Source organism: Kribbella sp. NPDC050281, assembly GCF_040655855.1.
GTDB lineage: Bacteria > Actinomycetota > Actinomycetes > Propionibacteriales > Kribbellaceae > Kribbella.
Genome location: NZ_JBFAKS010000018.1, coordinates 1 through 23,706 on the forward strand (window position 1 = coordinate 1; position 23,706 = coordinate 23,706).

The 23,706-nt window shown below is 65.5% G+C and carries 31 protein-coding genes and 1 tRNA gene; 19 read left to right on the forward strand and 13 right to left on the reverse strand.

The features are described from left to right. Positions 1–157: 157 nt before the first annotated feature. The 5 genes from AB0I34_RS20415 (at position 158) to AB0I34_RS20435 (ending at position 2,404) form a co-directional block, all read left to right on the forward strand. On the forward strand, positions 158–316 hold the full coding sequence (locus AB0I34_RS20415; protein ID WP_165553658.1) for a hypothetical protein: 159 nt from the start codon (positions 158–160) through the stop codon (positions 314–316). Positions 317–336: 20 nt separating this feature from the next. Next, positions 337–948, forward strand: coding sequence for a nicotinate-nucleotide adenylyltransferase (gene nadD, locus AB0I34_RS20420; protein ID WP_131349812.1), 612 nt, complete (start codon positions 337–339; stop codon positions 946–948). A 9-nt stretch (positions 949–957) separates the two neighbouring features. Beyond that, positions 958–1,335, forward strand: coding sequence for a ribosome silencing factor (rsfS, locus tag AB0I34_RS20425; RefSeq protein WP_131349814.1), 378 nt, complete (start codon positions 958–960; stop codon positions 1,333–1,335). After that, positions 1,332–1,979: a histidine phosphatase family protein gene (locus tag AB0I34_RS20430; RefSeq protein WP_360447079.1), complete on the forward strand. Its 648-nt coding sequence runs from the start codon at positions 1,332–1,334 to the stop codon at positions 1,977–1,979. The genes rsfS and AB0I34_RS20430 overlap by 4 nt, the downstream gene beginning before the upstream one ends. A gap of 352 nt (positions 1,980–2,331) precedes the next feature. Then, positions 2,332–2,404, forward strand: a tRNA-Ala gene (locus AB0I34_RS20435). Positions 2,405–2,474: 70 nt separating this feature from the next. Here AB0I34_RS20435 and AB0I34_RS20440 read toward each other — a convergent pair. Genes AB0I34_RS20440 through AB0I34_RS20450 form a run of 3 tightly spaced genes read right to left on the reverse strand, consistent with a single transcriptional unit; the run spans position 2,475 to position 3,785 of the window. Further along, positions 2,475–3,053, reverse strand: a complete 579-nt coding sequence (locus tag AB0I34_RS20440; protein ID WP_360447081.1) for a site-specific integrase — start codon at positions 3,051–3,053, stop codon at positions 2,475–2,477. Beyond that, a complete protein-coding gene (locus AB0I34_RS20445; protein ID WP_360447083.1) occupies positions 3,023–3,610 on the reverse strand; it encodes an Arm DNA-binding domain-containing protein in 588 nt (195 codons plus the stop codon). The genes AB0I34_RS20440 and AB0I34_RS20445 overlap by 31 nt, the downstream gene beginning before the upstream one ends. Then, positions 3,594–3,785, reverse strand: a complete 192-nt coding sequence (locus AB0I34_RS20450; RefSeq protein WP_360447383.1) for a helix-turn-helix domain-containing protein — start codon at positions 3,783–3,785, stop codon at positions 3,594–3,596. Before AB0I34_RS20450 ends, AB0I34_RS20445 begins: the two co-directional genes overlap by 17 nt. Positions 3,786–4,024: 239 nt before the next feature. Between AB0I34_RS20450 and AB0I34_RS20455 the strand changes: the two genes are divergently transcribed. From AB0I34_RS20455 to AB0I34_RS20475, 5 genes are all read left to right on the forward strand, one after another. After that, complete coding sequence (locus tag AB0I34_RS20455; protein ID WP_360447085.1) at positions 4,025–4,534, forward strand: TIR domain-containing protein; 510 nt, start codon at positions 4,025–4,027, stop codon at positions 4,532–4,534. Continuing rightward, entirely contained in the window at positions 4,531–5,391 is an 861-nt protein-coding gene (locus tag AB0I34_RS20460; protein WP_360447087.1) for a macro domain-containing protein, read from the forward strand. Before AB0I34_RS20455 ends, AB0I34_RS20460 begins: the two co-directional genes overlap by 4 nt. Further along, positions 5,391–5,834 (forward strand): HIT family protein, encoded by a 444-nt coding sequence (locus AB0I34_RS20465; RefSeq protein WP_360447089.1) that lies wholly within the window; start codon positions 5,391–5,393, stop codon positions 5,832–5,834. Before AB0I34_RS20460 ends, AB0I34_RS20465 begins: the two co-directional genes overlap by 1 nt. Positions 5,835–5,837: 3 nt before the next feature. Continuing rightward, complete coding sequence (locus AB0I34_RS20470) at positions 5,838–6,635, forward strand: DUF1883 domain-containing protein (protein WP_360447091.1); 798 nt, start codon at positions 5,838–5,840, stop codon at positions 6,633–6,635. A gap of 272 nt (positions 6,636–6,907) precedes the next feature. Then, positions 6,908–7,336 (forward strand): hypothetical protein, encoded by a 429-nt coding sequence (locus AB0I34_RS20475; RefSeq protein WP_360447093.1) that lies wholly within the window; start codon positions 6,908–6,910, stop codon positions 7,334–7,336. A 273-nt stretch (positions 7,337–7,609) separates the two neighbouring features. Here AB0I34_RS20475 and AB0I34_RS20480 read toward each other — a convergent pair whose 3' ends face one another. Further along, entirely contained in the window at positions 7,610–7,732 is a 123-nt protein-coding gene (locus tag AB0I34_RS20480) for a hypothetical protein (RefSeq protein WP_360447095.1), read from the reverse strand. Positions 7,733–8,000: 268 nt separating this feature from the next. On the opposite strand from AB0I34_RS20480, the gene AB0I34_RS20485 reads away from it, so the two are divergent. The 3 genes from AB0I34_RS20485 to AB0I34_RS20495 are packed head-to-tail and all read left to right on the forward strand — an operon-like array spanning position 8,001 to position 11,502. Continuing rightward, positions 8,001–9,548 carry a sulfatase-like hydrolase/transferase gene (locus AB0I34_RS20485; protein WP_360447097.1) on the forward strand — a complete coding sequence of 516 codons (1,548 nt, stop codon included), beginning with the start codon at positions 8,001–8,003 and terminating at the stop codon, positions 9,546–9,548. Next, on the forward strand, positions 9,545–10,693 hold the full coding sequence (locus AB0I34_RS20490; protein ID WP_360447099.1) for a hypothetical protein: 1,149 nt from the start codon (positions 9,545–9,547) through the stop codon (positions 10,691–10,693). Before AB0I34_RS20485 ends, AB0I34_RS20490 begins: the two co-directional genes overlap by 4 nt. 5 nt (positions 10,694–10,698) lie before the next feature. Further along, the gene (locus AB0I34_RS20495; RefSeq protein ID WP_360447101.1) at positions 10,699–11,502 is read left to right on the forward strand and encodes a TRIC cation channel family protein; all 804 of its coding nucleotides are present in this window, start codon (positions 10,699–10,701) and stop codon (positions 11,500–11,502) included. Positions 11,503–11,643: 141 nt separating this feature from the next. Here AB0I34_RS20495 and AB0I34_RS20500 read toward each other — a convergent pair whose 3' ends face one another. Next, positions 11,644–12,255: a macro domain-containing protein gene (locus tag AB0I34_RS20500; protein WP_360447103.1), complete on the reverse strand. Its 612-nt coding sequence runs from the start codon at positions 12,253–12,255 to the stop codon at positions 11,644–11,646. Positions 12,256–12,382: 127 nt separating this feature from the next. Further along, a complete protein-coding gene (locus tag AB0I34_RS20505; protein ID WP_360447105.1) occupies positions 12,383–13,000 on the reverse strand; it encodes a GNAT family N-acetyltransferase in 618 nt (205 codons plus the stop codon). Between the two features lie 247 nt (positions 13,001–13,247). Between AB0I34_RS20505 and AB0I34_RS20510 the strand changes: the two genes are divergently transcribed. Further along, positions 13,248–13,835, forward strand: a complete 588-nt coding sequence (locus AB0I34_RS20510) for a GNAT family N-acetyltransferase (protein WP_360447107.1) — start codon at positions 13,248–13,250, stop codon at positions 13,833–13,835. Between the two features lie 128 nt (positions 13,836–13,963). After that, complete coding sequence (locus tag AB0I34_RS20515; protein ID WP_360447109.1) at positions 13,964–14,428, forward strand: DUF4395 domain-containing protein; 465 nt, start codon at positions 13,964–13,966, stop codon at positions 14,426–14,428. A gap of 60 nt (positions 14,429–14,488) precedes the next feature. Here the strand turns inward: AB0I34_RS20515 and AB0I34_RS20520 are convergent, their stop codons facing one another. After that, the gene (locus tag AB0I34_RS20520; RefSeq protein ID WP_360447111.1) at positions 14,489–14,932 is read right to left on the reverse strand and encodes a hypothetical protein; all 444 of its coding nucleotides are present in this window, start codon (positions 14,930–14,932) and stop codon (positions 14,489–14,491) included. A 28-nt stretch (positions 14,933–14,960) separates the two neighbouring features. After that, positions 14,961–15,413: a hypothetical protein gene (locus tag AB0I34_RS20525; protein WP_360447113.1), complete on the reverse strand. Its 453-nt coding sequence runs from the start codon at positions 15,411–15,413 to the stop codon at positions 14,961–14,963. A 424-nt stretch (positions 15,414–15,837) separates the two neighbouring features. On the opposite strand from AB0I34_RS20525, the gene AB0I34_RS20530 reads away from it, so the two are divergent. Beyond that, positions 15,838–16,506, forward strand: coding sequence for a GPR1/FUN34/YaaH family transporter (locus tag AB0I34_RS20530; protein WP_360447115.1), 669 nt, complete (start codon positions 15,838–15,840; stop codon positions 16,504–16,506). 104 nt (positions 16,507–16,610) lie between these two features. On the opposite strand, the gene AB0I34_RS20535 is transcribed toward AB0I34_RS20530, so the two are convergent. The 3 genes from AB0I34_RS20535 to AB0I34_RS20545 all read right to left on the reverse strand — a co-directional run bounded on the left by AB0I34_RS20535 (position 16,611) and on the right by AB0I34_RS20545 (position 19,085). Continuing rightward, on the reverse strand, positions 16,611–16,997 hold the full coding sequence (locus AB0I34_RS20535) for a PLDc N-terminal domain-containing protein (RefSeq protein WP_360447117.1): 387 nt from the start codon (positions 16,995–16,997) through the stop codon (positions 16,611–16,613). Positions 16,998–17,166: 169 nt separating this feature from the next. After that, the gene (locus tag AB0I34_RS20540; protein ID WP_360447119.1) at positions 17,167–18,300 is read right to left on the reverse strand and encodes an FAD-dependent oxidoreductase; all 1,134 of its coding nucleotides are present in this window, start codon (positions 18,298–18,300) and stop codon (positions 17,167–17,169) included. A gap of 104 nt (positions 18,301–18,404) precedes the next feature. Further along, a complete protein-coding gene (locus AB0I34_RS20545) occupies positions 18,405–19,085 on the reverse strand; it encodes a hypothetical protein (RefSeq protein WP_360447121.1) in 681 nt (226 codons plus the stop codon). Positions 19,086–19,149: 64 nt separating this feature from the next. Between AB0I34_RS20545 and AB0I34_RS20550 the strand changes: the two genes are divergently transcribed. From AB0I34_RS20550 to AB0I34_RS20560, 3 genes are read left to right on the forward strand one after another with little or no spacing between them, the layout of a single operon-like run. Then, complete coding sequence (locus AB0I34_RS20550) at positions 19,150–19,635, forward strand: CGNR zinc finger domain-containing protein (protein WP_360447123.1); 486 nt, start codon at positions 19,150–19,152, stop codon at positions 19,633–19,635. A 32-nt stretch (positions 19,636–19,667) separates the two neighbouring features. Next, on the forward strand, positions 19,668–20,102 hold the full coding sequence (locus AB0I34_RS20555; RefSeq protein ID WP_360447125.1) for a VOC family protein: 435 nt from the start codon (positions 19,668–19,670) through the stop codon (positions 20,100–20,102). A gap of 16 nt (positions 20,103–20,118) precedes the next feature. Continuing rightward, positions 20,119–21,600, forward strand: a complete 1,482-nt coding sequence (locus AB0I34_RS20560) for a serine hydrolase domain-containing protein (protein ID WP_360447127.1) — start codon at positions 20,119–20,121, stop codon at positions 21,598–21,600. Positions 21,601–21,646: 46 nt separating this feature from the next. Here AB0I34_RS20560 and AB0I34_RS20565 read toward each other — a convergent pair whose 3' ends face one another. Together AB0I34_RS20565 and AB0I34_RS20570 are read right to left on the reverse strand one after the other, a co-directional pair. Continuing rightward, entirely contained in the window at positions 21,647–22,231 is a 585-nt protein-coding gene (locus AB0I34_RS20565) for a dihydrofolate reductase family protein (protein WP_360447129.1), read from the reverse strand. Between the two features lie 18 nt (positions 22,232–22,249). Then, entirely contained in the window at positions 22,250–23,536 is a 1,287-nt protein-coding gene (locus AB0I34_RS20570) for an MFS transporter (protein ID WP_360447131.1), read from the reverse strand. Between the last annotated feature and the right edge of the window lie 170 nt (positions 23,537–23,706).

Consider the following 23,706-nt stretch of genomic DNA (forward strand, 5'->3'; position numbering starts at 1 on the left):
TCTTCCCTTCTGGGGGGCGGGGGTGCCGGCGCGAACCCACTCATCGGCCCCGGCCTCGGGGTGGGGCTCGCCGCGCTTTAGTCCCTCCGGGCCCCCGGCCGGCCCATGAGGCCACCGGTCGCGCTTCTGTGTCCGGCCACGAGATAGGCTCTGGGGCATGCAATCGCACATCCTGCCGCTGCTGGCGGCCGTCGAAGAGGCCGGCTCCGAGGCCAAGCACATCTCGGAGTGGTGGTACGGCGGGTTTGCCCTGTTCGTACTGGTCCTGCTGCTCCTCGTCACCGTCATCATGGGCAAGGGCCGGCCGCACTCCTGAGCGGCTGAGAACTGGCTGATATGGCTTCCGTCGAGCGGGTCCGTCGCCTGGGCGTGATGGGTGGCACGTTCGACCCGATCCATCATGGCCACCTGGTCGCGGCCAGCGAGGTGCAGGCGTACTTCGACCTGGACGAGGTGATCTTCGTCCCGACCGGCCAGCCGTGGCAGAAGACCGACCGGGCGGTCTCCCCGGCCGAGGACCGGTACCTGATGACGGTCATCGCGACGGCGTCCAACCCGCGCTTCTCTGTCAGCCGGGTCGACATCGACCGGCCCGGGCCGACGTACACGATCGACACCCTGCGGGACCTGTCGGCGCTGTACCCGGACGCGGAGCTGTTCTTCATCACCGGTGCCGACGCGCTCGCCCAGATCCTCACCTGGCGCGACGTGGACGAGATGTTCAAGCTGGCGCAGTTCGTCGGCTGCACCCGGCCCGGGACCGAAGGCCTCGAGCTGCCCCTGGACAAGCTCCCGATGGATCGGATCACACTGCTCGAGGTGCCGGCGCTGGCGATCTCCTCGACCGAATGCCGGGCCCGGGTCGCCAAGGGCAACCCGACCTGGTACCTCGTCCCGGACGGCATCGTCCAGTACATCGCCAAGCGCGAGCTCTACACCAACCGTTAGAAGGAACCTATGCCAGCAAGCGATCGTGCCATCGAGCTGCTCACCGCGGCCGCCGAGGCCGCCCACGACAAGAAGGCCGAGAACGTCCTCGCCTTCGACGTGTCGGAACAACTCGCCATCACCGACGCGTTCCTGGTCGCGTCCGCGTCCAACGACCGCCAGGTGCGGGCCATCGTCGACGCGGTCGAGGAGAAGCTGCGGGTCGACTTCGACGCCAAGCCGGTCCGCCGCGAAGGCGCCCGGGAAGGCCGCTGGGTGCTGCTCGACTACCTCGAGATCGTCATCCACGTCCAGCACGACGAAGAGCGCAGCTTCTACTCCCTCGAGCGTCTCTGGCGCGACTGCCCCGCCATCCCGCTGCCCTCTCCGATCCCTTCGGCTGAATGAGCGCGGGGCGACTGATCGTCTGGCGGCACGGCCGGACCGAGTGGAACCTGCAGGACAAGATGCAAGGCCAGGCCGACATCCCTCTCGATGAGGTCGGCATCGAACAGGCCCGCGTGGCAGCCGCACGGCTCGCCTCCCTCGCACCGACCCGGCTCTTCGCCAGCGACCTCCAGCGCGCCGCCGCCACCGCCGGCGCACTGGCAGCGCTGACCGGCCTCAAAATCGAGTACGACGAAGCCCTGCGCGAGATCCACGTCGACGACTGGGCCGGCAAAACCTCGGCCGAGATCGCCGCCACCCAACCCGAAGCCCTCGCCCGCGTCCGCGCCGGCCAAACCCAGCGCCGCGGCACCGCCGGCGAAACCACCGAAGAAGTCGCCGACCGCTTCTCCGCCGCCCTGACCAGGATCTCCGCCGAAGGCACCTCGGAAGACACCATCGTCATCACCACCCACGGCTTCGCCGCCCGCGTCGGCATCTGCCAGTTCCTCGGCATCCCACAGGCGCACTGGTCGGCGTTCGGTGGCCTCGCCAACTGCAACTGGATCTCGCTTCTGCCGAGCCGCAACAACGGCTGGCGCATCGAAGAATGGAACGCCGGCTCCCTCCCCGAACCAGTCATGAGCGACGACCCCCAACGCTGAGTTCTCAGGACACCGCTCCGCGGCGGCTGTCTTGCCGGCCGCCTTCGGCGGTGCCGCGGAGCGCTGTCCGGCGTACCGCCCTCGGCGGGTGAACTGGGTGAGGAGTCGCCACCACATCGGTGTCGTCCATGGCCGAGGAGAGGATCGTTCACCCGGAGCGATCGGCCGGCGTCGGGGTCGTCCGCCGGAGCCTGAGCGAGACCGGGGAGCGCCACCTCCCCCAAATCAGCCAGCAGAACTCCCCAGTTCCGGAGCTCACGGGTGCCTGCGACATCACCTGCATGTACGCCTCGTATCCGATTTTTCTTCTCGACCACCCATCCGCTAAACTTCCGGAGTCGCAAGACACCGCGGGGCTTTGGCGCAGTTGGTAGCGCGCTTCCATGGCATGGAAGAGGTCAGGGGTTCGAATCCCCTAAGCTCCACGCAGGTCAGAGGCCGGTTTCCCCTCGGGCAGACCGGCCTCTTGCATGACCTGAGTGACTAACTGGGTGACTACCGGTTTCGGGGCAGGATTTCGTTCATCGCCTCGGCCCCCTCGGTGAGGACCGGTCGGAGCTCGTGACGGTAGACCGTCTCGGTCACTTGCGTGCTCTTGTGCCCGACCAACTGCGAGATCTGTTCGATGCTCACACCCTTGGCACTGAGCAACGACACGAAGCTGTGTCGCAGCTCCCGAGGCGTCCAGTCCGCAGCGTTCAGCCCAGGTGTCAGATCGACCACGCGGCGGAAGGCACGCCGGACGTTGGCGGCGTCCAGCTCCGTGCCGATCGATGTGCAGAACACCAGGTTGTGATGCCTCCACCGATCCCCAGCGGTGGTCCTTGCGATCTCCTGGTGTGCCAGGTGGTCGGTCAGCGCGTCAACGCATCGTTCCGGCAGGCGGAGGGTTCGGCGAGACTTGCGCGTCTTCGTGTCGCCGCATTCGCGCACCGACCGCCATACCTCGATCGACGGCGGCCGGGGTGGATCGTCGTACGGCGCTCCCTTCAAGTCCACGTGATCCCAGGTGAGGGCGCGCATCTCCTCCGTTCGGGCTCCAGTCAGCAGAGACAGCACGATGTAGGCGTGCATCCGGGTCGCTGTCGCAATGTCGAGCAGCCGTGACGCCTGCTCAAGCGTGAGCGATTTCGACGGGCGGCCAGCAGCGCGACGTTGCGCTTGACCAGATCCCGAGCCTGCGCGCGCCTGATGACGCGTCGCAAGATCGACAGCAGCTTGATGAGCGTCGACCGCGCCACGAGCTGGCTCCGGTCCGCTAGCCAGTCGTCAACCTCGTCGGCCGTCAGTTCGCGCAGCCGACGCTTCCCTAGCTTGGGCACGATGTGGGTGTTCGCCAGGCTCGTGCAGTTCTCCACGGTGTGTTTGTCGCGGTTCGGCAGTCCCGTCTTGAGCCACGCCGCCGTCGCATCCGCGACCGTGTAGCCGTGCTGCCCGACCCCAAGACCGTCGTCCAGGTCGCGCAGAACCTCCTTCAGCTTGTTCTTCGCCTCGGTCTTGGTCTTGCCGCTGGCCTTCTTCGTGATCCGCTTCCCGGCCGGTGTGAATCCCACCGTTGCGGTTGCGGTCCACCTTTCGCGCTTGGCATCCCCGTGCAGGCCACCGTCTCCGCGACTACGCCGCTTGCTCACTGCTGATCACCCCCGCCTCGTCCATCAGCAGGGCGACGTACTCCGACACTGCCAGCGCCGGGAAACGCCGGGAACGTCCCTCCTTGACCGTCTTCAACCGGCCGGAACGGATCAGCTCGTACACCACACTCCTACTCAGGTTGAGGATGGTCACCACGTCTTCGACCCGGTACAGAACGGGGGCGGCGCAAGTTCAGATCCTGGCCACCGGCATGTCTGACGCCGCAACGGAGCAGCGATGACGAGACTGTCGGCATGAGCGTGCGCCTCTACGAAGGTCCGGCCTATGGAAGCAGATCGGGGCAACGGAGCGTGAAACAGGCATAGTCCTCTCTGCAAGGGGTGGAAATGTTCTTCACCATTTCCATATCACGGAATGGTAAAATAAATACAACACTAGTAGGGGAATTTCCCGTGAGTTACCGCAACAAGACATACGTCGCCTTCGCCAGCGAAGACATCAAGTTCTACCGGCTGATGGAGGCATGGCGCGACAACAAGAACATCGATTTCAACTTTTATGACGCGCATGATCTGTTTCCCGCTCGCGATACAAGTTTGGACGAATCCATTAAAGCGCAACTCCGCGAGCGGATGAAGAACGCCAAGCAATTTGTCCTGCTAGGTAGTGATTCGGCTAAGAAGAAGGGCGGGGACGGTAGATCGTTCCTTGCTTATGAAGTCAAGACGATGGTCAACCTCGGTCTTCCTGTCGTGGTGGCGAACCTCGACCAAGGCCGAAAGATCGATAGAACTGTGATTCCGACCCCATTGCTCGATTCCGACTATTATACGATGTCGGTTTCGTTCCAGACTGCGATCATCAAGTATGCACTTGATGATTACGCCGCTAACTTTGCCGGCACTGACAAAGTTGGACCATATCAATACAAGCCTTACGTCTATACGGATCTGGGGCTATGAGTCAGGCGCTGCTCCATGATCTAAAGCGTCAGCGCTTTTGGCGGCACTACGCGATCCATACTCTGTCTGCGATCGGACTGGTCGCGCTCTTAGCGGGTCTTCTTGATGTCTTCTTCCCTGACATCGCCGAAGGTGCCGGGACGTGGCTGACTGTCGGCACGATCGTGCTTGCGCTGGTTTATGCGGCCTGGCGTTCATGGCCGCGGCCGATCGAGCAGCAGTACGAGACGCCGAACGTGAAGATCACGCTTGTGCGCGGTGACATCCTGAAGCAAGATGCGGACCACCTGGTGATCGGCATGCAAACGACCTTTGACACCGAGACGCCGCGAATCATCGAGCGTAAGAGCCTTCAGGGGCAGTTGGTTGATCGGGTCTACGGCGGGGACGTGAGGCGGCTGGATGCGGACCTCGACCAGGCGCTCAGCAGTACAACGCCGATCAGTGTCATCTCGAAGCCCGGCAAGACGAAGGTCTACGAGGTAGGTACCGTCGCCGTGCTGGAGCACCCCACTCGATGCTTCTTCTGCGTGGCGTACTCGGAGATGGACAGCAAGAACGTAGCCCGAAGTTCGATTGAGAACGTCTGGCGAGGGCTCGATCGACTGTGGCGGGAGGTGACTGATCACGCCAACGGTGGAACAGTTGCCGTCCCGGTACTTGGTGGTGGCTTGGCGCGGCTGTCGCAGATCCTTCCCGCACAGGACTCAATCCGGTTCATCATTCTGTCGTTCATGTTCGCCTGTCGCCGAGAGCGGGTGTGCGATGAGCTCAAGATCGTCGTACAGCCGGCGCAGTATGACCGGCTTGACCGCCTGGAGATCCAGGCGTTCCTAATGTCGCTGAGAGGTTCGTGATGGCGGACTCGATCCAACTCCCGGATGACGTCTCTTGTGCGTTCTGTGCTTACCTCAATGGAACGCGTCCCTACACCATGTTGAGTCGCGGCGATGTGACGGCAACGTTGGTGACTCGGGAGCAGCGGGGCGTTGCGCACCTGCTCGTCATCCCGGTGCGCCACGTTGAGACGATCCTTGATCTTGATGACGAGGAGTCGGGTGCGCTGATGGTTGCCGTTCGAGAGGCAGCACGCATCATCGATCGAGCAGAGGGTCGACCGGGCATCGCCGTCTGGCAGAACAACGGCGTACCTGCTGGACAGTCAATCAGTCACGTTCACTTCCACGTGGCTGGAACGCTGCCTGGTGGGCGAACAGAGTGGGGCGACGTGCCGGAGCTCTCGGTGGAGGAGACTGATGCTCTTGCCGAGAAGCTGCGGAAGGCAGACGAGGAAGGATAGTTAATGGCAAGCGAGGGCCAGTTCAACGTCTACGACTTGAAGAATCGACAGCGCGGCGAGATTGTCGAAGTCACGCTGTCAGGTAGCGCTGCAAATGTCCGGCTGATGAATCAGAGCAATTTCAACGCCTACAAGAACGGGCGGCGTCATCGCTATGTCGGCGGTCTCGTCAAGCGCTCTCCCTATCGGATGTCGATTCCCAACAGTGGGCATTGGTACGTGACGGTGGACATGAACGGACTACGCGGAACGACACGTTCGGCTGTTCGAGTACTGCCCGGAGCGTTACCTACCGCACGTCAAGGGCTGTCTGGGGGCGCGCTTGGCGAGATTGTCATGAATGATCCGCCGACACTTGGTGTCGATGGTGAGGTGCGTGACGTGTTCATCTCGCATGCCAGCGAGGACAAAGCCGCCGTCGCTCGCCCTCTGGCCGACGCACTTCGCGAGGCAGGGGTTTCGGTGTGGCTCGATGACTACGAACTGGGAATCGGTGACAGTCTCCGTCGCAAGATCGACTCAGGCCTGGCTCGGAGCAGGTTCGCGATCGTGGTCATGTCGCGCAGCTTCTTCGCGAAGGGCTGGCCACAATACGAGCTCGATGGCATCGTGAGTCGGTCCGTTTCCGGTGAGCAGCAGATGCTGCCCATCTGGCACGAGATTACGAAAGACGAGATCATGGCCGAAGCCCCATCGCTCGTTGACAAGATCGCGCGGAGTACAGCTCAATACACGGTGACCGAGATCGCAGCTGAGATCGCTGGGCTGATTCTGGGTGTCGACAGCGAGGAGCACGAGTAACCGATCTGTGACGCCCGCGAAGTTGGCGAGTTGCTTGGCTGGTACCGCCCGTGTGTATCCCGCATCTTCACTCAGGGAGCCGAAGCGTGAGGCGCGACCGACGCTGCTCTTCGGTGACTGAGCGAGGGCGCTGGATTGGGAGAATGACATGGTCGCGACTTATGAGGCGCGATACGGTGTGTGCCCGCCAGGTCGCTGGGAGAGTTTGCCGATGACGATTCGATGGTTCCAACTGACCGGAGGCTCGTATCACGGGACGTCAGCGCCGGTCCGTGGCCGAGATCGGCCGGCTGCTTGATGCGGAGTATTCGGTGGTCTGGCCGGAGCTTGCGAACGCGACTGTCCCCGAGATCCGTGAGTACCTGAAGCCGGTCGTGCTGGAACCCCTTGAGTTTGCCGGGGAGCGGAAGGGGCTCGGGCCGCTGGTACCCGTCGGCGCGGGAGGTGAGCTGCGCGCGGCTCCGTTAGGACCTCTGATCGAGAACCCGATGCCCTACGTGGAGGACCAGGCGGACTGTTTCGTCATCACCCGTGAGCTGCCACCGGGCCTCAGTCTCTCGGAGACCGCCGACGTCATAGCGAGGTACGAAAGCGACCTGGAGACACTCCTGACGAAGCGAGCGCTGGGTCGCATCGTTGACCTGGAGACATCAGACCGCGCGGTGCGATGGTTGATTGAGGTGCCGAAGGGGCGTCGCTGAACCAATCCCGGACGTCGTACTAGCACCAGCGCGGCGCTGCCAGGCGCGGATCGTGGGTTGAGTGCTGAGTGACTAACTGAGTGACAACGGGGCCGGGGCGAGCCGGACAACCACGGACGTTCAAGGACTGCGGCGAGTTGCACAACGACCGTCGTCTGGTGCCCGGGTGTGAATGGCATGGAAGAGGTCAGGGGTTCGAATCCCCTAAGCTCCACCGCAGGTCAGAGGCCCTTTCCCGTCTGGGAAAGGGCCTCTGACGTTTGACCCGGGCGGCTAGGACTCCAGGTCCTTCGTGTGGTCGCCCATCTGCTCGAAGATCTGATCCGTCGTCGCGGCCCCTCTTGTCATCACCGGCCGCAGCCCGTGCCGGTAGGCCTCTGTGGTGTTGGTACTCATGTGGCCTGTTGATCGCACCAAGAACCCCATGTCACGGTCCGTGCCCGCTTCACTGTGACGACACTGGTTTGGCCGCACCGGATCATCCGGACGGGGTGATGAGCCCTCGGCTGGCCGCGCTCTAGGTTGAGTGGGGGAGCACTGCTCGATGGGGAGGAGCAGCGCGGCAGACGTCACCGGCGATGTGAACCTGGGCATGCCGCACCGCTCGATTCCGCGCTTCCTGATCTGGCTTGCGGGAGATGCCCGGGGGCGGGGGAGGTAAGGCATGAGCGATCAGCAGCCGAACATCGTGTTCTTCTTCTGGGACAACTTCGGGTGGGGCGAGCTGGGTTGTTATGGCGGTGGTGTGCTGCGTGGCGCGCCGACTCCGCGGATCGATGCCCTGGCCGGTGAGGGTCTGAAGTTGTTGAACTTCAACGTCGAGGCGCAGTGCACGCCGAGCCGGTCTGCCTTGCTGACCGGGCGGCATGCGATCCGCTCAGGCACCCAGACGGTGGATCTCAGCGGCGGGCCTGACGGGATGACGCGGTGGGAGGTCACGATTGCCCAGGCGCTGTCCGACGCCGGGTACGCCACGGGGATGTGGGGCAAGTGGCACCTGGGCAGCGACCCCGAGGCGCGAAGCCCGGTGGACTTCGGGTTCGACGATGCGGTATGGAGCCCGCGCACCGCCGATGAGGTGCTGTGGACCATGCAGTCCTACTTCCCGGACGGCCCGGTGACCGCCACCCCGTACGCCGGCCAGGCGCAGATCCCGCTGGAACCGGAGCCGATCTACTCGCGGAAGAAGGGCGAGAAGTCCGAGGTCGTCTCGACGTACGACGCAGAGTTCCGGGCCGGCTTCGACCGCAGGATCACCGACTGGGCCTGCGACTTCATGACCCGCTCCCACGAGGCCGACAAGCCGTTCTACGTCTACCTGCCCTACACGCAGGTCCACATCCCGCCGATCCCGGACCCGGAGTACGCGGGTAAGACCAAGCGGGGTAACTGGGCCGACATCCTGACTCAGATGGACGATTTCACCGGTGTGATTCTCGACAAGCTCGAGGAGTTGGGGATCGCCGGGGACACGATCGTGGTGTGGGCCTCCGACAACGGCGCCGACACCACTTACCGGCTCCCGGTGGCCGACCCGGATCCGCTCGGCGGTCAGTGGAGCGGATTCTCGGGACCGTGGCGCGGTGGGCTCTTCACCGCGCTGGAGGGTTCCAACCGGGCGCCGTGCATGGTGCGGTGGCCGGGCAAGGTCCCTCCGGGCAGGGTCAGCAATGAACTGGTGCACGAGGTGGACTTCTTCACGACGCTGGTGAAAGCCGGTGGCGGCACCGTGCCGGGTGACCGGCAGATCGATGGCATGGACATGACCGGCTTGCTGCTGGGTGATGCTGAGGAATCGGGCCGCGACATGGTGCTGTGCCTGCAGGGCAACCGGCTGCAGGCGGCGAAATGGCGTCAGTGGAAGGTTCATCTCTTCAAGCAGGACGACTTCTACTCCACGTGGTCCCCGAACAACGTGCCGATCCTCTACAACCTGGAGTGGGATCCGCGTGAGGAGCATCCGGTCGACTTCCCGCATGCCTGGGTGCTGCACCCGGTTGCCGCGGCGGCCGGGGCGTTCCTGAAGTCACTGGTGGTGGAGCCACCGATCAAGCCGGGCACGCCCGACCCGTACGTGCCTCCCCAGCCCGGTGAGCTGCTTCCGCAGACACACCTGCAGATCGGTCCCATCGTGCAGTACATCACCACGCTGGTCAGGTCTCATGACGAGCTTCCCGACCCCGGTCACGGGATCGAGCACCAGTCCGGATGAGCGGCGGCCCGGCGGGCGCGGTCCCTGCGAAGCCATCGGACGAGGGCAGCGCGGCCGCCGAGGTGTGCGTTCTGCTCGCGTGCTTCGCCGGGGCCAAGCGGGCCACGAAGATCCGCAGGCAGCTGGACAAGGTCCTCGTCGGTGGCGGAGACACCGTCCTGGACCAGGTGGTTCTCAAGGTCGACGCAAAGCACAAGGCGCAGGTTTATGACCCGCGCCGGACACTGGCCGGCTGCCTGACGTCGGCGCTGACGTGGGGCATCTTCGGCCTGCTCGCCGGGGGTTTGGAGGGCCTGGGGGTTTGGGCGGTGCTCGGCGCCGTCTGTGGTGGCCTGTACGCCTATTACACCGAGCACCTGCTCGCCAAGGACGAGCTCACGCGCATCGGCGGCCGCCTGCCGGGCGATTCCTCGGCCGTGCTGGCCTTCGTCCGGGGGACCGATCCCCGGCGGGTCCTGTCGGCCACCGCCTCCTTCGAGCCCTCGACCGCGAGCGCGGCGGTCATCGGGGCAGACCTGTCCGCGCGGGCCTACGGCGGCGCGCCGAACCCGGTGGAAACCTCCGCTGCGCCGGCGAGCTCGGCACCGACGGTGGCCGCGGAGCAGGCGGCCGAACTGAGCATGCTGCTGGTGCGGTTCGCCGGTGAGCGAGGGGCGCGGCGGGTCCTGGGCAAGTCCGGCTCTGCCAGCCACCAGGACCAGAAGGTGCCGCAGGTCGAGCTGGTCATCGAGGCGAACGAGCACGGCCGGCGCCGGGTGATCGATCCCACCACCGGGACAGCCGCCTTCGCGAAAAGCGACACGATCAGCTGGGGGCTCTTCGGACTGGTGTGGGGGATCATCGTCGGCTTCATCGGCGACGGAGGGGTTCTCGGCGCCATCGACAGCGGGCTGGTCACCGGCATCCTGTGGGCCCTGTTCGGCGTCGTCGCCGGGGCCCTGTACGGCCTGTGGGCGGGCCGCGGGCTGTCCGCCCGGCGGCTGAAGGGGCTGGGCGCGTTCGTGCCGCCCGGCACCTCGCTGCTGCTCGCCTGGGCGGAAGGCCGGCCCAGCCAGGAAACGATCCAGCGGTGGGCCGCGCCCGGGTCGCAGCGACTTATCCTGCGCTTCAACCCGCTGGGGCACGGCGCCGTGATGGAGGTGTAGAGACCATGAGCATCGACCTCGGAGTCCTCGCTGCCGGGATCGACTACGGCGGCTGGAAATTCAGCGGCAATTTCGTCTTGATCGACCTGATCGCCGCCTCGACCAACGCGCTCAACGGCGCGCTGCTGGCCCGCCGGCCTGATCATTACCGCAACTTCACCATCGTCGGGATCCTGCTCATGGCGCTGTTCGGCGGTCTCGGCGGCGGAATCACCCGCGACGTGCTCCTGAACAAGATTCCGGGCGCGTTCACCAACCCCGCCTACATCACCGTGTGCCTGATCGCAGGGATCATCGGGTACCAACTCGCCTTCGCCGAAGGGCAGCTGTTCCGCGAGGGCCTGTTCCAGTTCATGACCTCGTTCTCGCTGCCCTGGTACGCGATCGCCGGCGCCCAGGCCGCGGTAACCGCCGGGCTGCCCGTCGTCGGCATTCTGGCCATTGCGGTGATCGGGCCTACCGCAGGGCGCTTCTACATCGACATCACCAGCGGGGTGCCGCCGAAGCAGTTCATCCGCGGCGAGTGGTTCGTGTCCATCGCGCTCCTCACCGGCGCCGTCTGGCTCGTCTGCTACGCCGTGGGACTGGGGACCTGGGCCTCGGCCGGGATCTCCTTCGCGATCGGCCTCGCGCTCCGCCTGCTCGCCCTGTACCGCGGCTGGGAGGAGCCACTGGCCAAGGAGCCGGCCGGCGTCTACCAGCACTCCGACGGCCGACCGCTGCTCGGACGCAAGCTCAAGGGCAAGTCGGTACGGGAGATGAAGGACCTCGGACTCACGGTCAGTAAGCCTGGAGAGATCAAAGAATGAGGGTCACCGCAGCGTGGTGCCGTGGCTGCAGCAGGGCAGCCATGCTTCGCAGTCGCATCGCAGTTCGTCCATCGCCTCGGGCCGGTTCTGGGCCGACCATGTGAACCGCGCCCCGCCACCGCATGACTACCGAATAAGTGTTCAGACGGCATTCTCCGGTCCAACTCGGTGAAGCAGTTCCTCGCGTTGCGAGATGCGCGTGGCGGCTGGCAGACGCGACATGGTGTAGGCGGCGGCCATGAGTTGTGCGGCCCGGCCAGCCGGGACGCGGCCGTATCCCGTACCAAAACCAGGTGCGGCAACTCTCGTGACCGGGTTGGCCGCAGAATGACGGCCGACGGCCAACAGAGCGGCCCAGAAGGCGTCATGCACGGCGATATCCATCCCGCCTGTCAGCGGCATCGGCACGCGCATGGTCGGTGCGTAGACAAGCCAACGGCAGGGCGCGCCGCCAGTGGGAACCACACTCGCTGCCCCGACCGGTTGGTAGCCGTGATACTCGTCAGCCACCGCTGCCCAGACTGACCGCTGAACATCGGGCCAGTAGCTAGCGAGTGCTCGATCGACACCGCCGTCCATCTGCCCGTAGCTGTTCCCTGCCGTCAGTACGGCGTCGACTTCCGGCAGCACGTCCAGCAACGATCCTTGCTGCACCTCGATCACGCCCTCGTCGATCTGCGTGGCGAAGACATCGCGCCACGCTGAGACGAGAGCGGCGTCGAGGTCGACAAGGAGCAATTGGGGCGCCGTCACGCCGATGTCCCGCGGGCGAAGTTGTAGCTCGCTTGGGCCGATGATGTTGCGGGACTCACGTCAAGGTCTCGGCAGCTGTTGACGACTCCGGTGCTCACCTGATGGAACATGCGCCGACGTTACGACATCACGTTGGTTCGGCTGGCTCGTGGATCGTCCATTCGTGTGGCAGCGCTGCGAACCACATCACGTCGATGCGCTCGCCCTGCCACACGCTGTGTGCGCGCATCGTTCCCTCGTGCACGAACCCCGCTCGGCGGGCCACCGCAGCTGACGTTGCATTGTCCGCCTCGACCGTCAGGAAGGCACGAGCTGCGCCGAGCTCGAACAACCACCGTGTGAGCAGAACCACCGCCCGAGTCGCGTACCCGCGCCCTCGCGCGCTCGGCCCGATCCAGTAGCCGAACTGCGCTACGTCTCCCTGCGACCACTCATCGACGCCGCAGCAGCCGACCAGGCCACCGGAGGCTGAGTCGGTGATCGCGAAGGCAACACCAGATGGTGGCTCCGCTGCGCCGAACGCCTGCCAGCTCGACGTGAACTCGTCGCTGATCGCTTCAGCGTCCTCGATCGAGAGCGGCGGACCCGGTCGTCCGAGTCGGTCGTGGGGCCCGTTGTAGCGTCGGATCGCTGGATCGGCGAACGCCTCCGCCATGAACCCGGCGTCATCTCTCGACCAAGGTCGCAGAGTGACCACGCCATCCGAGAGCGACACGACCGGAATGTCGGCATCCGCTTCACGCACGTCTATCGGCCCCTTCCGTTTTGACCCTGCACACGTCGAACTCGGAGGTTACCCCGAGCCCTTGAACCCTCAGATGTCATTCCGGCGGGAGGCGAGTGAGTCGGAGCCGCCGGTTCGGGAGGCAAACCGGGAGGCAACCACCGGGGAGACCGGCCTCTTGCATGACCTGAGTGTCTGCCGGTTCGGGCAGGATTTCGTCCATCGCTACCGGACGCAGAACGTCCGCAATCGGGGGTACGTTGTCGCCATGTCCGACTTCAGGATCAAGGCGCTCACGCCAGAGACGTTCGACGACTTCGCCGCTCTCGTCGAGCGGAACAAGGGCATGTTCGCCAGTTGCTGGTGTACGCATTTCCATCCCGACTGCGCGGAGAAGGGCCAGACCGCCGAGGGGAACCGGGCGCTCAAGCAACGTCTGGTGGCCGACGGGATCGCGCACGCGGCGCTGGTCTACGAGGACGATCGGGCCGTCGCCTGGGCGGAGTACGGATCACCCGAGGAGCTGCCCAACATCCAGCACCGCAAGGAGTACGTCGCCACTGCCGAGCGACTGCCCGACTACCGGGTCACCTGCATCCTGGTCGAGCGCAGCTTTCGCGGTCACGGCCTGGCGGCGATCGCCCTGCGCGGAGCCGTCGAGCTGATCGCGCAGGCCGGCGGCGGCCTCGTCGAGGGCTACCCGCACGACACCGGCGGGGTCCGGAAGAAGAACTCGTCGTTCCTCTACAACGGCACCCGCACGATGTACGAGCGCGAGGGCTTCACCTACGACCGGCCCAAGGGCCTGGGCAACTGCGTGATGGTGCGCGAGGTCGCCCCGAGCACGCGCGACTGAAGCGATCCCTCGCTCCACGCGGAGACGACGGCTAGCTGACCTTTGATGCTACGCACGGCTGAGGTGGTGTGGGCCGGGTAGCCTGACTTGGATCGGACTAGCTGGCATCTCACGTTCTGGAGAACCACATGCCCGGCAGCAGTTTTGGCGCGTGCCCGCTGCGTGCCCATGTCGATCCGCGCCTCCTGCGATTCAGCGCCGGGGCCACAGCGAGCGTGCTCGCCGTCGTGCTGCTCATCGTTGACGTTGTTCGACCATTGGGTCTCGGCCTGCTCGCCTCCCAGGTCGCCGTGTTCGCGTTCACCGCGTTCGTGAGTTTTCAGTGGTCGTTGTGGGCGCAGCTCTTCGCCCGTGTCATCTGGCCGCGGATCGGAGCGCCAGCCGAGTTGGAGGATGCTCGGCCGCCGAGATTCGCCCAGTTCGTCGGCTTCGTGTTCACCGCTCTGGCGCTGACCACCTTTGTACTCGGCGTCGATGTCGCTGGCTACGGCCTCACCGCTCTCGCGTTCGGCGTGGCAGCCCTCAACGCATCCACCGGGCTGTGTTTGGGCTGCAAGGCCTACCAACTGATCCGTCGCCCGAAACCGGCCTGAGCCCATCCGGAGCCGTCGTGACAGTCGCTCATCGGCCGCCGAAATGTGCACGAAGTGACATCAGCGGACTGGGTTGCCGGGGACAAGGGCTCGCCACCAGGGGGTGTCGAACCATCGGTCGTTGCGGGCCGACTGCTCGTCGACGGTGGCGATTCTGGCAGGCGGGGCGTAGTCGAAGATGAAAACCTTGTGCTGGATCCCGAGCATGGTCCGCCGGCTCAGAATGTCGACGATGTCGCCGTCCGTCCATCGGCCACCGCGCATGTGGGCGTCGACTCTCGCCCCCGCGCAACACAACTTGTAGCCGACCGGCTCGAGTTGACGTCGCAGCTCGAGGAACGCGGTCCACAAGCCATGCCCTGCTCCGGTCCAGGTTGCACCGTCAGGCGTTGTCAGAACCAGCGTCCAGTACGAGTCCGGCGTCGAGGTCCGCTCCAGGGAGCACACCTGCTCGATTCCGTCGATCGAGCAGGTGACCGGCTCCACGACGTGGTAGTCGATCATCGTCCACCGGCCTTTGTACGAAGTGACATCAGCGGACCGGGTCCCCGGGGAGGAGGGCTCGCCACCAAGGCGTGTCTGTCCAGCGGGCGTAGCGGGCCAGTTGTTCATCGATGGTGGTGACCTTGCCTGCGGGGGCGTAGTCGAACAACGAGGCCTCGTGCCGGATGCCGAAGAAGGTTCGGCGGGTCCAGAGGCCGACGATGTAGCCGCCCACGGATTTGCCCTGGCGCATGAAGGCGTCGGTTCGGGCGCCGGCGCAGCAGAGTCTGTAGCCGAGGGGTTCCACTTGGCGGCGCAGGTCGACGGACGCTGTCCACAGACCCTGGCCGGAGCCGGTCCAGGCCCTGCCGTCCGGCGTTGTCAGGACCAGCGTCCAGTGAGAGTCGGTGGTGGAGGTCTCGTCGACGGAGCACTGCTGCTCCTTGCCGTCGAGCCAGACCGTGAGTGGCTCCACCTCGTGATAGTCGATTCGGCCGTTCATCGTCCTGCGAACTCCGATTCTCGATCGTGGGCCTTGCCATCCCCACTGACCGGTGAATCTAGCGGACTTGATGAACTCAGCTCGGACCGCAGCACCGGCTTGCTCAACGGACGGTACTTGTTCGCGCGGATTGTTTGCTGCCGACAACAACGCTCCGCAGGACCGGTACGTCAACTAGTGCGTGCCGGAGTTGTCGGGTCGCCGCGGAGGTCAGGGCGCCGTGGTGAGGAGCACTTGCTCGTGCGCGGCTTGATTGGTTACCAGCACTTTGCGATCAGCGTGGCTGCGATCTCGGTTGCCCAGGCGGCCAACTCGATCAGCAGAGCGTGAGCGTGGGGCGGGTAGTGCCTCAAAACGAGACAGATTGCCGGGTGGGAAGTGGAGAGACTGATTCCATCCGGGATACGCCCGAAAGGAGTTCGCCATGACCACCATCGACGCCGATGCGTTCGGCGCTCACGAGGAACGCGCCCAACCTGCCGCTGTGGCCGCTGAGGCTGAGGCCGCGGTTCCAGCGGTGACTGGAGACCCGTCTCTGATCGGTCTCCCCAGTTTCATCGTGGGATCGGTCGCGCTCGGTCTCGTCCTTGTCGGCTACGTGCCGGCGGCGGCGGTCGGGGCCTCGCTCTCCATCATCGTCGCGGCCACCGGACTAGGCCTGGTGATCGCCGCCGTCTGGGCGGCAGGCGTCGGCCAGAGCGCGGTAGCCGGGGTGTTCGGCATCTTCGCGGGGTTCTGGCTCAGTTACGCCATGCTCGTACTGGGCCTCACACACAACTGGCTCGGCATCGTCGCCGCGGACGCCATCGACACACAAGGCTTGTTCCTGATCTCGTGGCTGGTCGTGATCGGGATGCTGACCCTGGCCACACTCCGCCTGCCGAGCGCGTACACGGTGCTCTTCGCGCTCATCGAAATCGCGTTGGTGCTGGTCCTGATCGGCACCCTGCAGGAATCAGCAAGCGTGCTCCACATCGCAGGTGTGGTGGTGTTCCTCTTCGCCGCGGTGGGTGTCTACCTGTTCTTCAACTCGGCTTCGCAGGCCACAGGCGGTGGCGCGCTTCCGCTCGGACCACCGCTCGTCCATGGTTGAGCCGCCTCGCCCCTGAGCTTCACCGCACGTCGGAGGCCCTGTCCCGTTCGGGAAAGGGCCTCCGACCTGTGCCCCGGGAGGCTAAGCCTCGCGCTGGTACGTGGTCAGGCGAGTGCCTTGGTCTTGATGGAGTCGTACTCCGCCTGCGTGATCGTTCCGGAGTCGAGCAGTTCCTTGGCGCTGGCGATCTCGTCGGTCGGGCTCTTGGACGTGCCTGCGACATCCTGGATGTACTTCTTCTGCTCGGCCTGCTGCTCCTCGAACTGCGTCCGCCGGCGCTCGTTCATGCTCCGGCCCCGAGCGATGAGGTAGATCAGTGCCCCCACCCACGGCACGAAGATGAGCAGGATCGCCCAGCCGGCCTTGGCCCAACCGCTGAGCGAGCGGTCGCTGAACAGGTCCCACAGACAACGGAACCACACCATCAGTGCGGCAATCCAGATGAAGAACCAGAAGCTCCACAGAAGAACTTCCCCGAAGTCATTCGTCATTGCGTCCACGGTCATTCCCTCCAGAGATGAGCGGACGCGCCAGCCGGCTCACCCAGGTCGAGCTTCATGACCTGCGCCTCCGATGGGCGTCTCGGTCGCATTGCAGCAGGTCCGGACTGTCCGGGGCGTCACCCATGGTGGATGAACTCCGTTGCCATCGGCAGGGAGATCATCCCAGCATGTCGTCGACGGCGATGCGGGCGGCTGACGGGCAGCCCTTGGTGAAGCCGTAGAAGGGGCCGAAGTCGCGGGTCGCCGCGAACCCTGTCATGTAGAGCCCGGCCAGGGACGTCTCGAGGCCCTCGGACAAGGCGGGGAAGCCTTCGGTCACCGAGATCCGATCCACGACATCGCCCAGGTAAGGCACGCGAGCAAGGTCGGCCCGGTAGCCGGAAGCGAAGACCACGTGATCGGCTGTCAGCGCCGCGCCGTCGGAGAGAGTCAGCGTCACGTCGTGTTCGCTGACTGCCGTGCCGACCACCGCACACCCCGGATGACTGGTCACGACGGCGTCCGGGATCCGCGGTACGAGCCAGGGCTCGAGGGTGAGACGGCCGACCTGCCAGAACTCGGCCGCGATCGTTCGCTGCCGCTCGACCGGGAGTCCTCGCCACCATCCGCGGTGTGTCAGCGTCTGATTGACGTACTGGTCGACGAAGCGCCAACTCACTTTGGCGAACGACGGTGTGCTGTGGCGATGTACCACGTGCACCTGCGCGGCGTCGTGATCACACAGCAAAGCCGCCCATTCGTAGGCGCTTTGCCGGCCGCCGATGATCACGACCCGCGCACCGGCAAGGGCATCGAAGGAGACCAGTTCACACGTGTGCGAGCGGCGAGCCGGGGGAACCTCGGCGTACCACTCCGGCAGGTTGAGGAAGGAGCCGACGCCAGGTGCGACGAGTACCTTGTCCGCGGTGATCGTCGTACCGTCGTCCATCGTTGCCACGAAGCCCGCGTTCGGCTTGGTCAGGCCGGTCACGAGCCGCTCGTCGAGGTCGAGCCTCTTGCACTCGCGGAACCACTCCGTGTAGTCGAGGAAGACCGAGATCGGGATCGGGTCGAAGTCTGCGGGGCGCAGGCCCCGATCCTCGAAGAACGCCTCGAACGTGTACTCGCCGTTTCCGTCGAGATGCCAGTCGGGGCCTGACCGCAGAAACATCTCAACCGGCATGTTCTTCCGCCAGAACGCCATCCGGTGGCCCACGATCCGGGTCTCGATGCCGTTGTCACGGGCAAGGGCCGCCGCGGAGTAGGCATAAGGCCCCGCGCCGACGACCAGCAGATCCGTCCGGTCCGGCATCGTGCCTCCTGAAGGTGTGGCCGGTGGCAACGAGAACGAGTGGGCGGTGAGGCCAACAATCCTCTACCTGACGCGTTGGCGCCAGGAGGTCACCTCGGGGCGGATCAGTTCGTGGGCAGGAGCCAGCCGATGCGTAGTTCTTCCGCGCTGGGGCGGAACGTCCGGATGAGCTCGGCGCGTTCGGGGTCGTCTTCGGGGAGGTCTTCGGCGAGGGCGGCTTGGGCGGCGATTGTCTGGGGCCTGGCTCCGAGCGCGGCGCGCAGATGGAGACAGCGGCGCAGCATCGCGATCCGCTCCGCGGGCTCCTTGAGATGCGCGAGGTGCCGGATGATGTACGACTCGAAGTAGCCGTCGCCGGACCTCGTCGCGATCTCGAGTGCTGTCTCGTAGCGTGCGAGGGCGCCGGCCGGGTCCTCGTCGATGTTGTCCAGCAAAACGCCCCAGTGGTACTCCGCCCAACCGCGCTGCTTCTCGTCGTCGCTCTGTGCCGCCGCGCGGTAGCCGGCCTCGGCCACGGCGCGGTCGTCGGCGCGGGGGTCGCGCTGGAACAGCAGGCGGCTGTACGCCATTCGGGCCGTGAGCAACTGCGCCGTCGGCGACGCGGGATCGAGTGCCGCGACCGCTTTCTCGGCCTCCTCATGGCCCTCGATCTGGAAGAACCAGCGGTCGACGGCGATCTCGGCGTGTAGTTCGGGCTCGGCGTCGGGGTCCACGACGGCGAGTGCGGCATCCCACTCCCCGAGCAGGTGCAGGCGTCGGGCTACGTAGGCGTCATCAGTTAGCATGACGCCTACCATAGGAATCGATGATGTAGGTGGTCAAGTGGAGTACGGCGACTACATTGGGAACGTGACGCGCCTGGCCGTCGAGCTGGCCAACACTGGCACGCTCAACCAGGACGGTGAACTGGTCGCCGCGTTCTTCGCAGAGCACGAGATCACTCCGCCGCCCGACGGCGACTACGGCGACCTGCCGGACCTCGTGCGTACGGCCTTGGCGCAGTCAGTCGACGGTGCCGCCCCCGACGCCGTACACCGCCTGCTGCGTGACTATCCGCCGGACATGCACCTGTCCGACCACGACGGCGGCTGGCACATCCACTTCAGTCGCAACGGCACCCCGGCCAAGCGCTGGGCCGGCCAGCTGATCGCCGCCAAGCTCGCCCTGGTCGCGGCGGGGGATCCGGCGGTGACGCTGGGGCGGTGCGCCGCGGCCGGGTGCGGAAACTACTTCGTGGACCAGTCACGGAACCGGACGCGCCGGTTCTGCTCCAACGCGTGCGCGAGTCGTACGACGGTCGCGGCGTACCGAGCCCGGGCGGCGAATAACTCCTAGCACAGTCGCTCGATGTCCAGCACGATGGACGGATGGCATCGGTCCGGCAGTTCCAAGTCACCTTCGATTGCGCGGAACCCGAGCGCGTCGCTCGTTTCTGGTGCGAGGTGTTGGGGTACGTCGTACCGCCGCCACCGGAGGGGTTTGCCACGTGGGCCGATTTCCATCGGTCGCTGCCGCCTGAGCGTCAGGGGGCGGGGTTCTCCTGCGGCGATCCCACCGGTGTAGGCCCGCGGCTCTACTTCCAGCGCGTTCCCGAAGGCAAGGTCGTCAAGAATCGGGTGCATCTTGATGTGCGGGTCGGCACCGGGCTTGTGGGTGAAGAGCGCGTGGCTGTGCTCGAGGCCGAATGCGCACGGCTGGTCGCGCTCGGCGCGACCCGCGTAGGTCTACTGCGGGCCGATGGCTTCAACGAGTCGTGCCTTCCCATGCTGGATGTCGAGGGCAACGAGTTCTGTCTGGACTGAGTCGGGGAGGGTGGGCATGGAGATGGGTCTTCGGGGGAGCGTTGAGGAAGGGTTGTGGCCGCTGGTCGAGTCCTTTCTCGGCTCGCACGACGTGGCAGGCCTGGCCATCGCGGTGGTGCGCGACGAGGAGGTCGTCGCGCGTGGGTTCGGCGTTCGTGACGTCGGCACCGGTGCGCCGGTCACGCCGGAGACGATGTTCCACCTGGCGTCGGTGTCCAAGCCCTTCGTCGCGACCGCGGTCGTGTCGCTGGCGATCGCTCGGGACACCGGCGAACCGGTGCTCGATCTGGATGTTCCGATCACCGATTGGGTGCCTGAGTTCACCTTGGCCGACGGTCGCGCAGGCGACGTCACAGCCCGGCGTCTCTTGAGCCACACGAGCGGTCTTCCCGACGTCGTCGACTACGGCTGGCACGACCCTCAGCTCGGCGACGACGCCCTGAGCGAGTTCGCTCGCAGCCTGTCGGACTGGCGGCTGCAGGCGGAGCCCGGCTCGGCGTTCTCCTACTCCAACGCCGGGTTCGAGCTTCTCGGCCTCCTGCTGTCCAGGGTCACGGGGACGACGTTCGAGAACGCCGTACGGCGCGATGTCCTGGCGCCACTCGGGATGCGGAACAGCACGTTCCTGCGTAGCGAGGTACCCGCGCACCTGGTTGCCCCACCGCACGTCGGGATGCCGCTGTCGGTGCCCGGTCGCTCCTATCCGTACACCAGGCGTCATGCCCCGAGCTCGACCCTGCATTCGAACCTGGTCGAGATGTGTCGCTGGATGGTGGCGCACTTCGAGCCGGCCGCAGTGGCTTCCGACGGGCGGTGGGCGCGGCTCGATCCTGGGCTGCTCGACCTGATGTGGCAGCCCGTGGTGTCGGTGGGCAACCCTCCGTCGGACGAGGCGAGGTCACTCGGTTGGGCCATCGGCAGCTACCGCGGGCACCGAACGGTGAGTCACGGTGGCATGGACCCTGGGTTCAGGTCGAGGCTCGTGCTGGTTCCGGAGCGGCGTACCGGCGTCGTCGTACTCGCGAACTCCAACGCGATCCCTGCCTCGCTGATCGCGAAGGCAGCGCTCGACGTCGCCCTCGCCGATCACCACCTCTCCGGTGCGACGCCCGAGGGGGTGGTGGCCATGCGCGCCTTGCTGCCCCCGGTCGTCGGCCCTGTCGCCGAGGCGCTGAAAACATCGGGTCCGGATGCCGCAGAGGCGGCGTACCACCGACTGGCTGCGCTCGAGCCGGCCGAGTTCGATCTCGACGACGAGGGGTTCGACGAGGCTGTGTGGGGAGCGATCGAGCTGCGCCGCACAGACCTGGTCTGGCCGCTGCTGCGAGTGTGGACCGAGTTGCGTCCGGACTCGTCCGCCGCTTGGACGATGACCGGATGGGCCCATCAGCTCGACGGACAGCTCGACCTGGCGAGGAGTGCGCTCCGACGCGCCGTTGACCTCGACCCCGAGAACGACGACGCCGCGCAGCTCATGAGCACCCTCCCGTCAGCGTGACCGATGAAGATCAGAGCGGGTTGAGGCGGCGCCGCGGGCGGGCGGCTCAGGTGTGCAGGGTGGGGCGGTAGGTGAGCTCTTGGGTGTGGCCGTCGAGGGTCCGTTGCTCGATCAGCTCGAGGTCGAAGTCGGCCGCACCCTGGAAGACGGGGTCAACTCCGGTCTGACCGGAGATCACGGGGAAGATCGTCAGTTGGACGCGGTCGACCAGGCCGGCGGCCATCAGCGACCGGTTCAGGGACAGGCTGCCGGCCGAGCACATCGGTACGTCGGACTCCTCTTTGAGCCGGGCGACGACCTCGACGGCGTCGCCGTTCTCCAGCGTCGCGTTTTTCCAGGCGAGGGGTCCTTCCAGTGTCTTCGACACCACCGTCGTCGGCAGGCTCCTCATCCTGGTGTTCACCGGGTCACGGACGTCGGACTCCTCGATGGTCGGGCCCAGAATCTCCAGGAACTGCCGGTAGGTGGTTGCCCCGAGCACCAACCGCGGCGTCTCGCCGTAGAAGGCAAGGCGGCGGTCGAGGAACTCAGGCCCTTGCTTACCCCAGTAGCCTCCCCAGTCGCCACCTTCGCCGTACGAGCCGAATCCGTCGAGGGTGGCGAAGACGTCGAAGGTGTAGATAGCGGTCATGATGTCCTCCTTGAACAGCTAAAGCTGGGTTGCTGCCGGGACGGCAGTGGTTTCTGGTTCGGGGTCAGCCGGTTCAGATGGGTTGTCCAGCAGGCGCATGAACGGCGCCAAGGCCAAGGATGCCGCAACAGCACCCATGACCAGGGAAGAGACCAAGAGGGCGCTCGGTGCGGATACGGTGTGGATCAGCCAACCGAAGCCGAGTGCGGACAGTGCACCGATCAGGGTGCCGTAAGCGGCTCCCAGGCTGCCTACGCGACCCAGCAGTTTCTGCGGCGTACGACTGTAGAAGGCTGTGTACGGAACCGCGAACATCACACTCAGCATCGAACCGGCCAGGAAACTCACGCCGACCGCAGGTATCGAACCGGGCTGGAGGAAGTGCATGCCCAGCAGAGCCACGGCGTACAGGGCGGTCGCGCCGACGAGCCAGGTCCGTTGAGCCAGCTTCTGCGCCAAGGCGGCGAAGCTGACACCTCCGACCATGCCGCCAACCGCACCTGCACCCAGGAAGATGCCGAGAGATCGGGAGTCCTGGTGCGCGAAGATGAACCAGGCCGGATAGATCAGCGCCGAGATCGGCACGATCACAGCGCCCATGAGCGGCCCGAGAAGCTGCATCTTGCCAAGGAAAGGTTCCTTGACGAGGAAGTGCACCGCTTCACGCAGGTCGAGGTACGTCTGGCGGGCCGACATGGGGTGCTCATGCGTCATGACCTGCTTCCGCAGACGTGAGACAAGCATGATGCTGAGCAGGAAAAGTACGGTGGTGACCAACAGCGTGTTGGCCTCGCCGAAGGCGGCGATCAGCAGACCGGCGGTAATCGGTCCGATGAACATCGCCACCCCTTGAAGCGTCTGCGTCAGGCCCATCGCGCGGGTGATCGGTACGTCTTCTTCCCTGGCGGCTGCCGGCACTCTCGTAGTCTTGGCAATCTGTCCCGGCCCATCGAAGAAGACACCGAGTATCTGGGTGACGGCGACGAACCAGAGCGAGAAGAAGCCGAACCACAGCGCCACGGCCAGTGTCAACGCGGTGATCAGGCTCAGGCCGTCAGCCAGGATCGATACCCGCCGACCACCGATCCGGTCGGTCACCAAACCTCCGACCAAGGTGCCGGCTACCGCGGCGATTCCGATGGCGAAGGCGATGGTGCCGGCACTGGCGGCGCTGCCAGTGCGCGTCAGAATGAGCCACGGGATGACCAGGGCGATCACCTGGTTGGCATAGGTGGACGCGGACTGCGCTGACAGAATCGTCAGCAGTTGTCTGGCTCTGGAGAGCTTTTTCAATCCCTGCCTCATGTCTCACTCCTCCCGGTCGATCGTGTCCGCCCACTGCGGGTACACCCCTTCCACGAACACCCCCACCCCCGATCCGACATCGCCCCGCGGATTTCCCGAGATCCTCTGTACGCCGATCCTGAGCGCCGCCACTTTCAACAACCTTTCAGCCGCCTTCAGACAGGGACGAA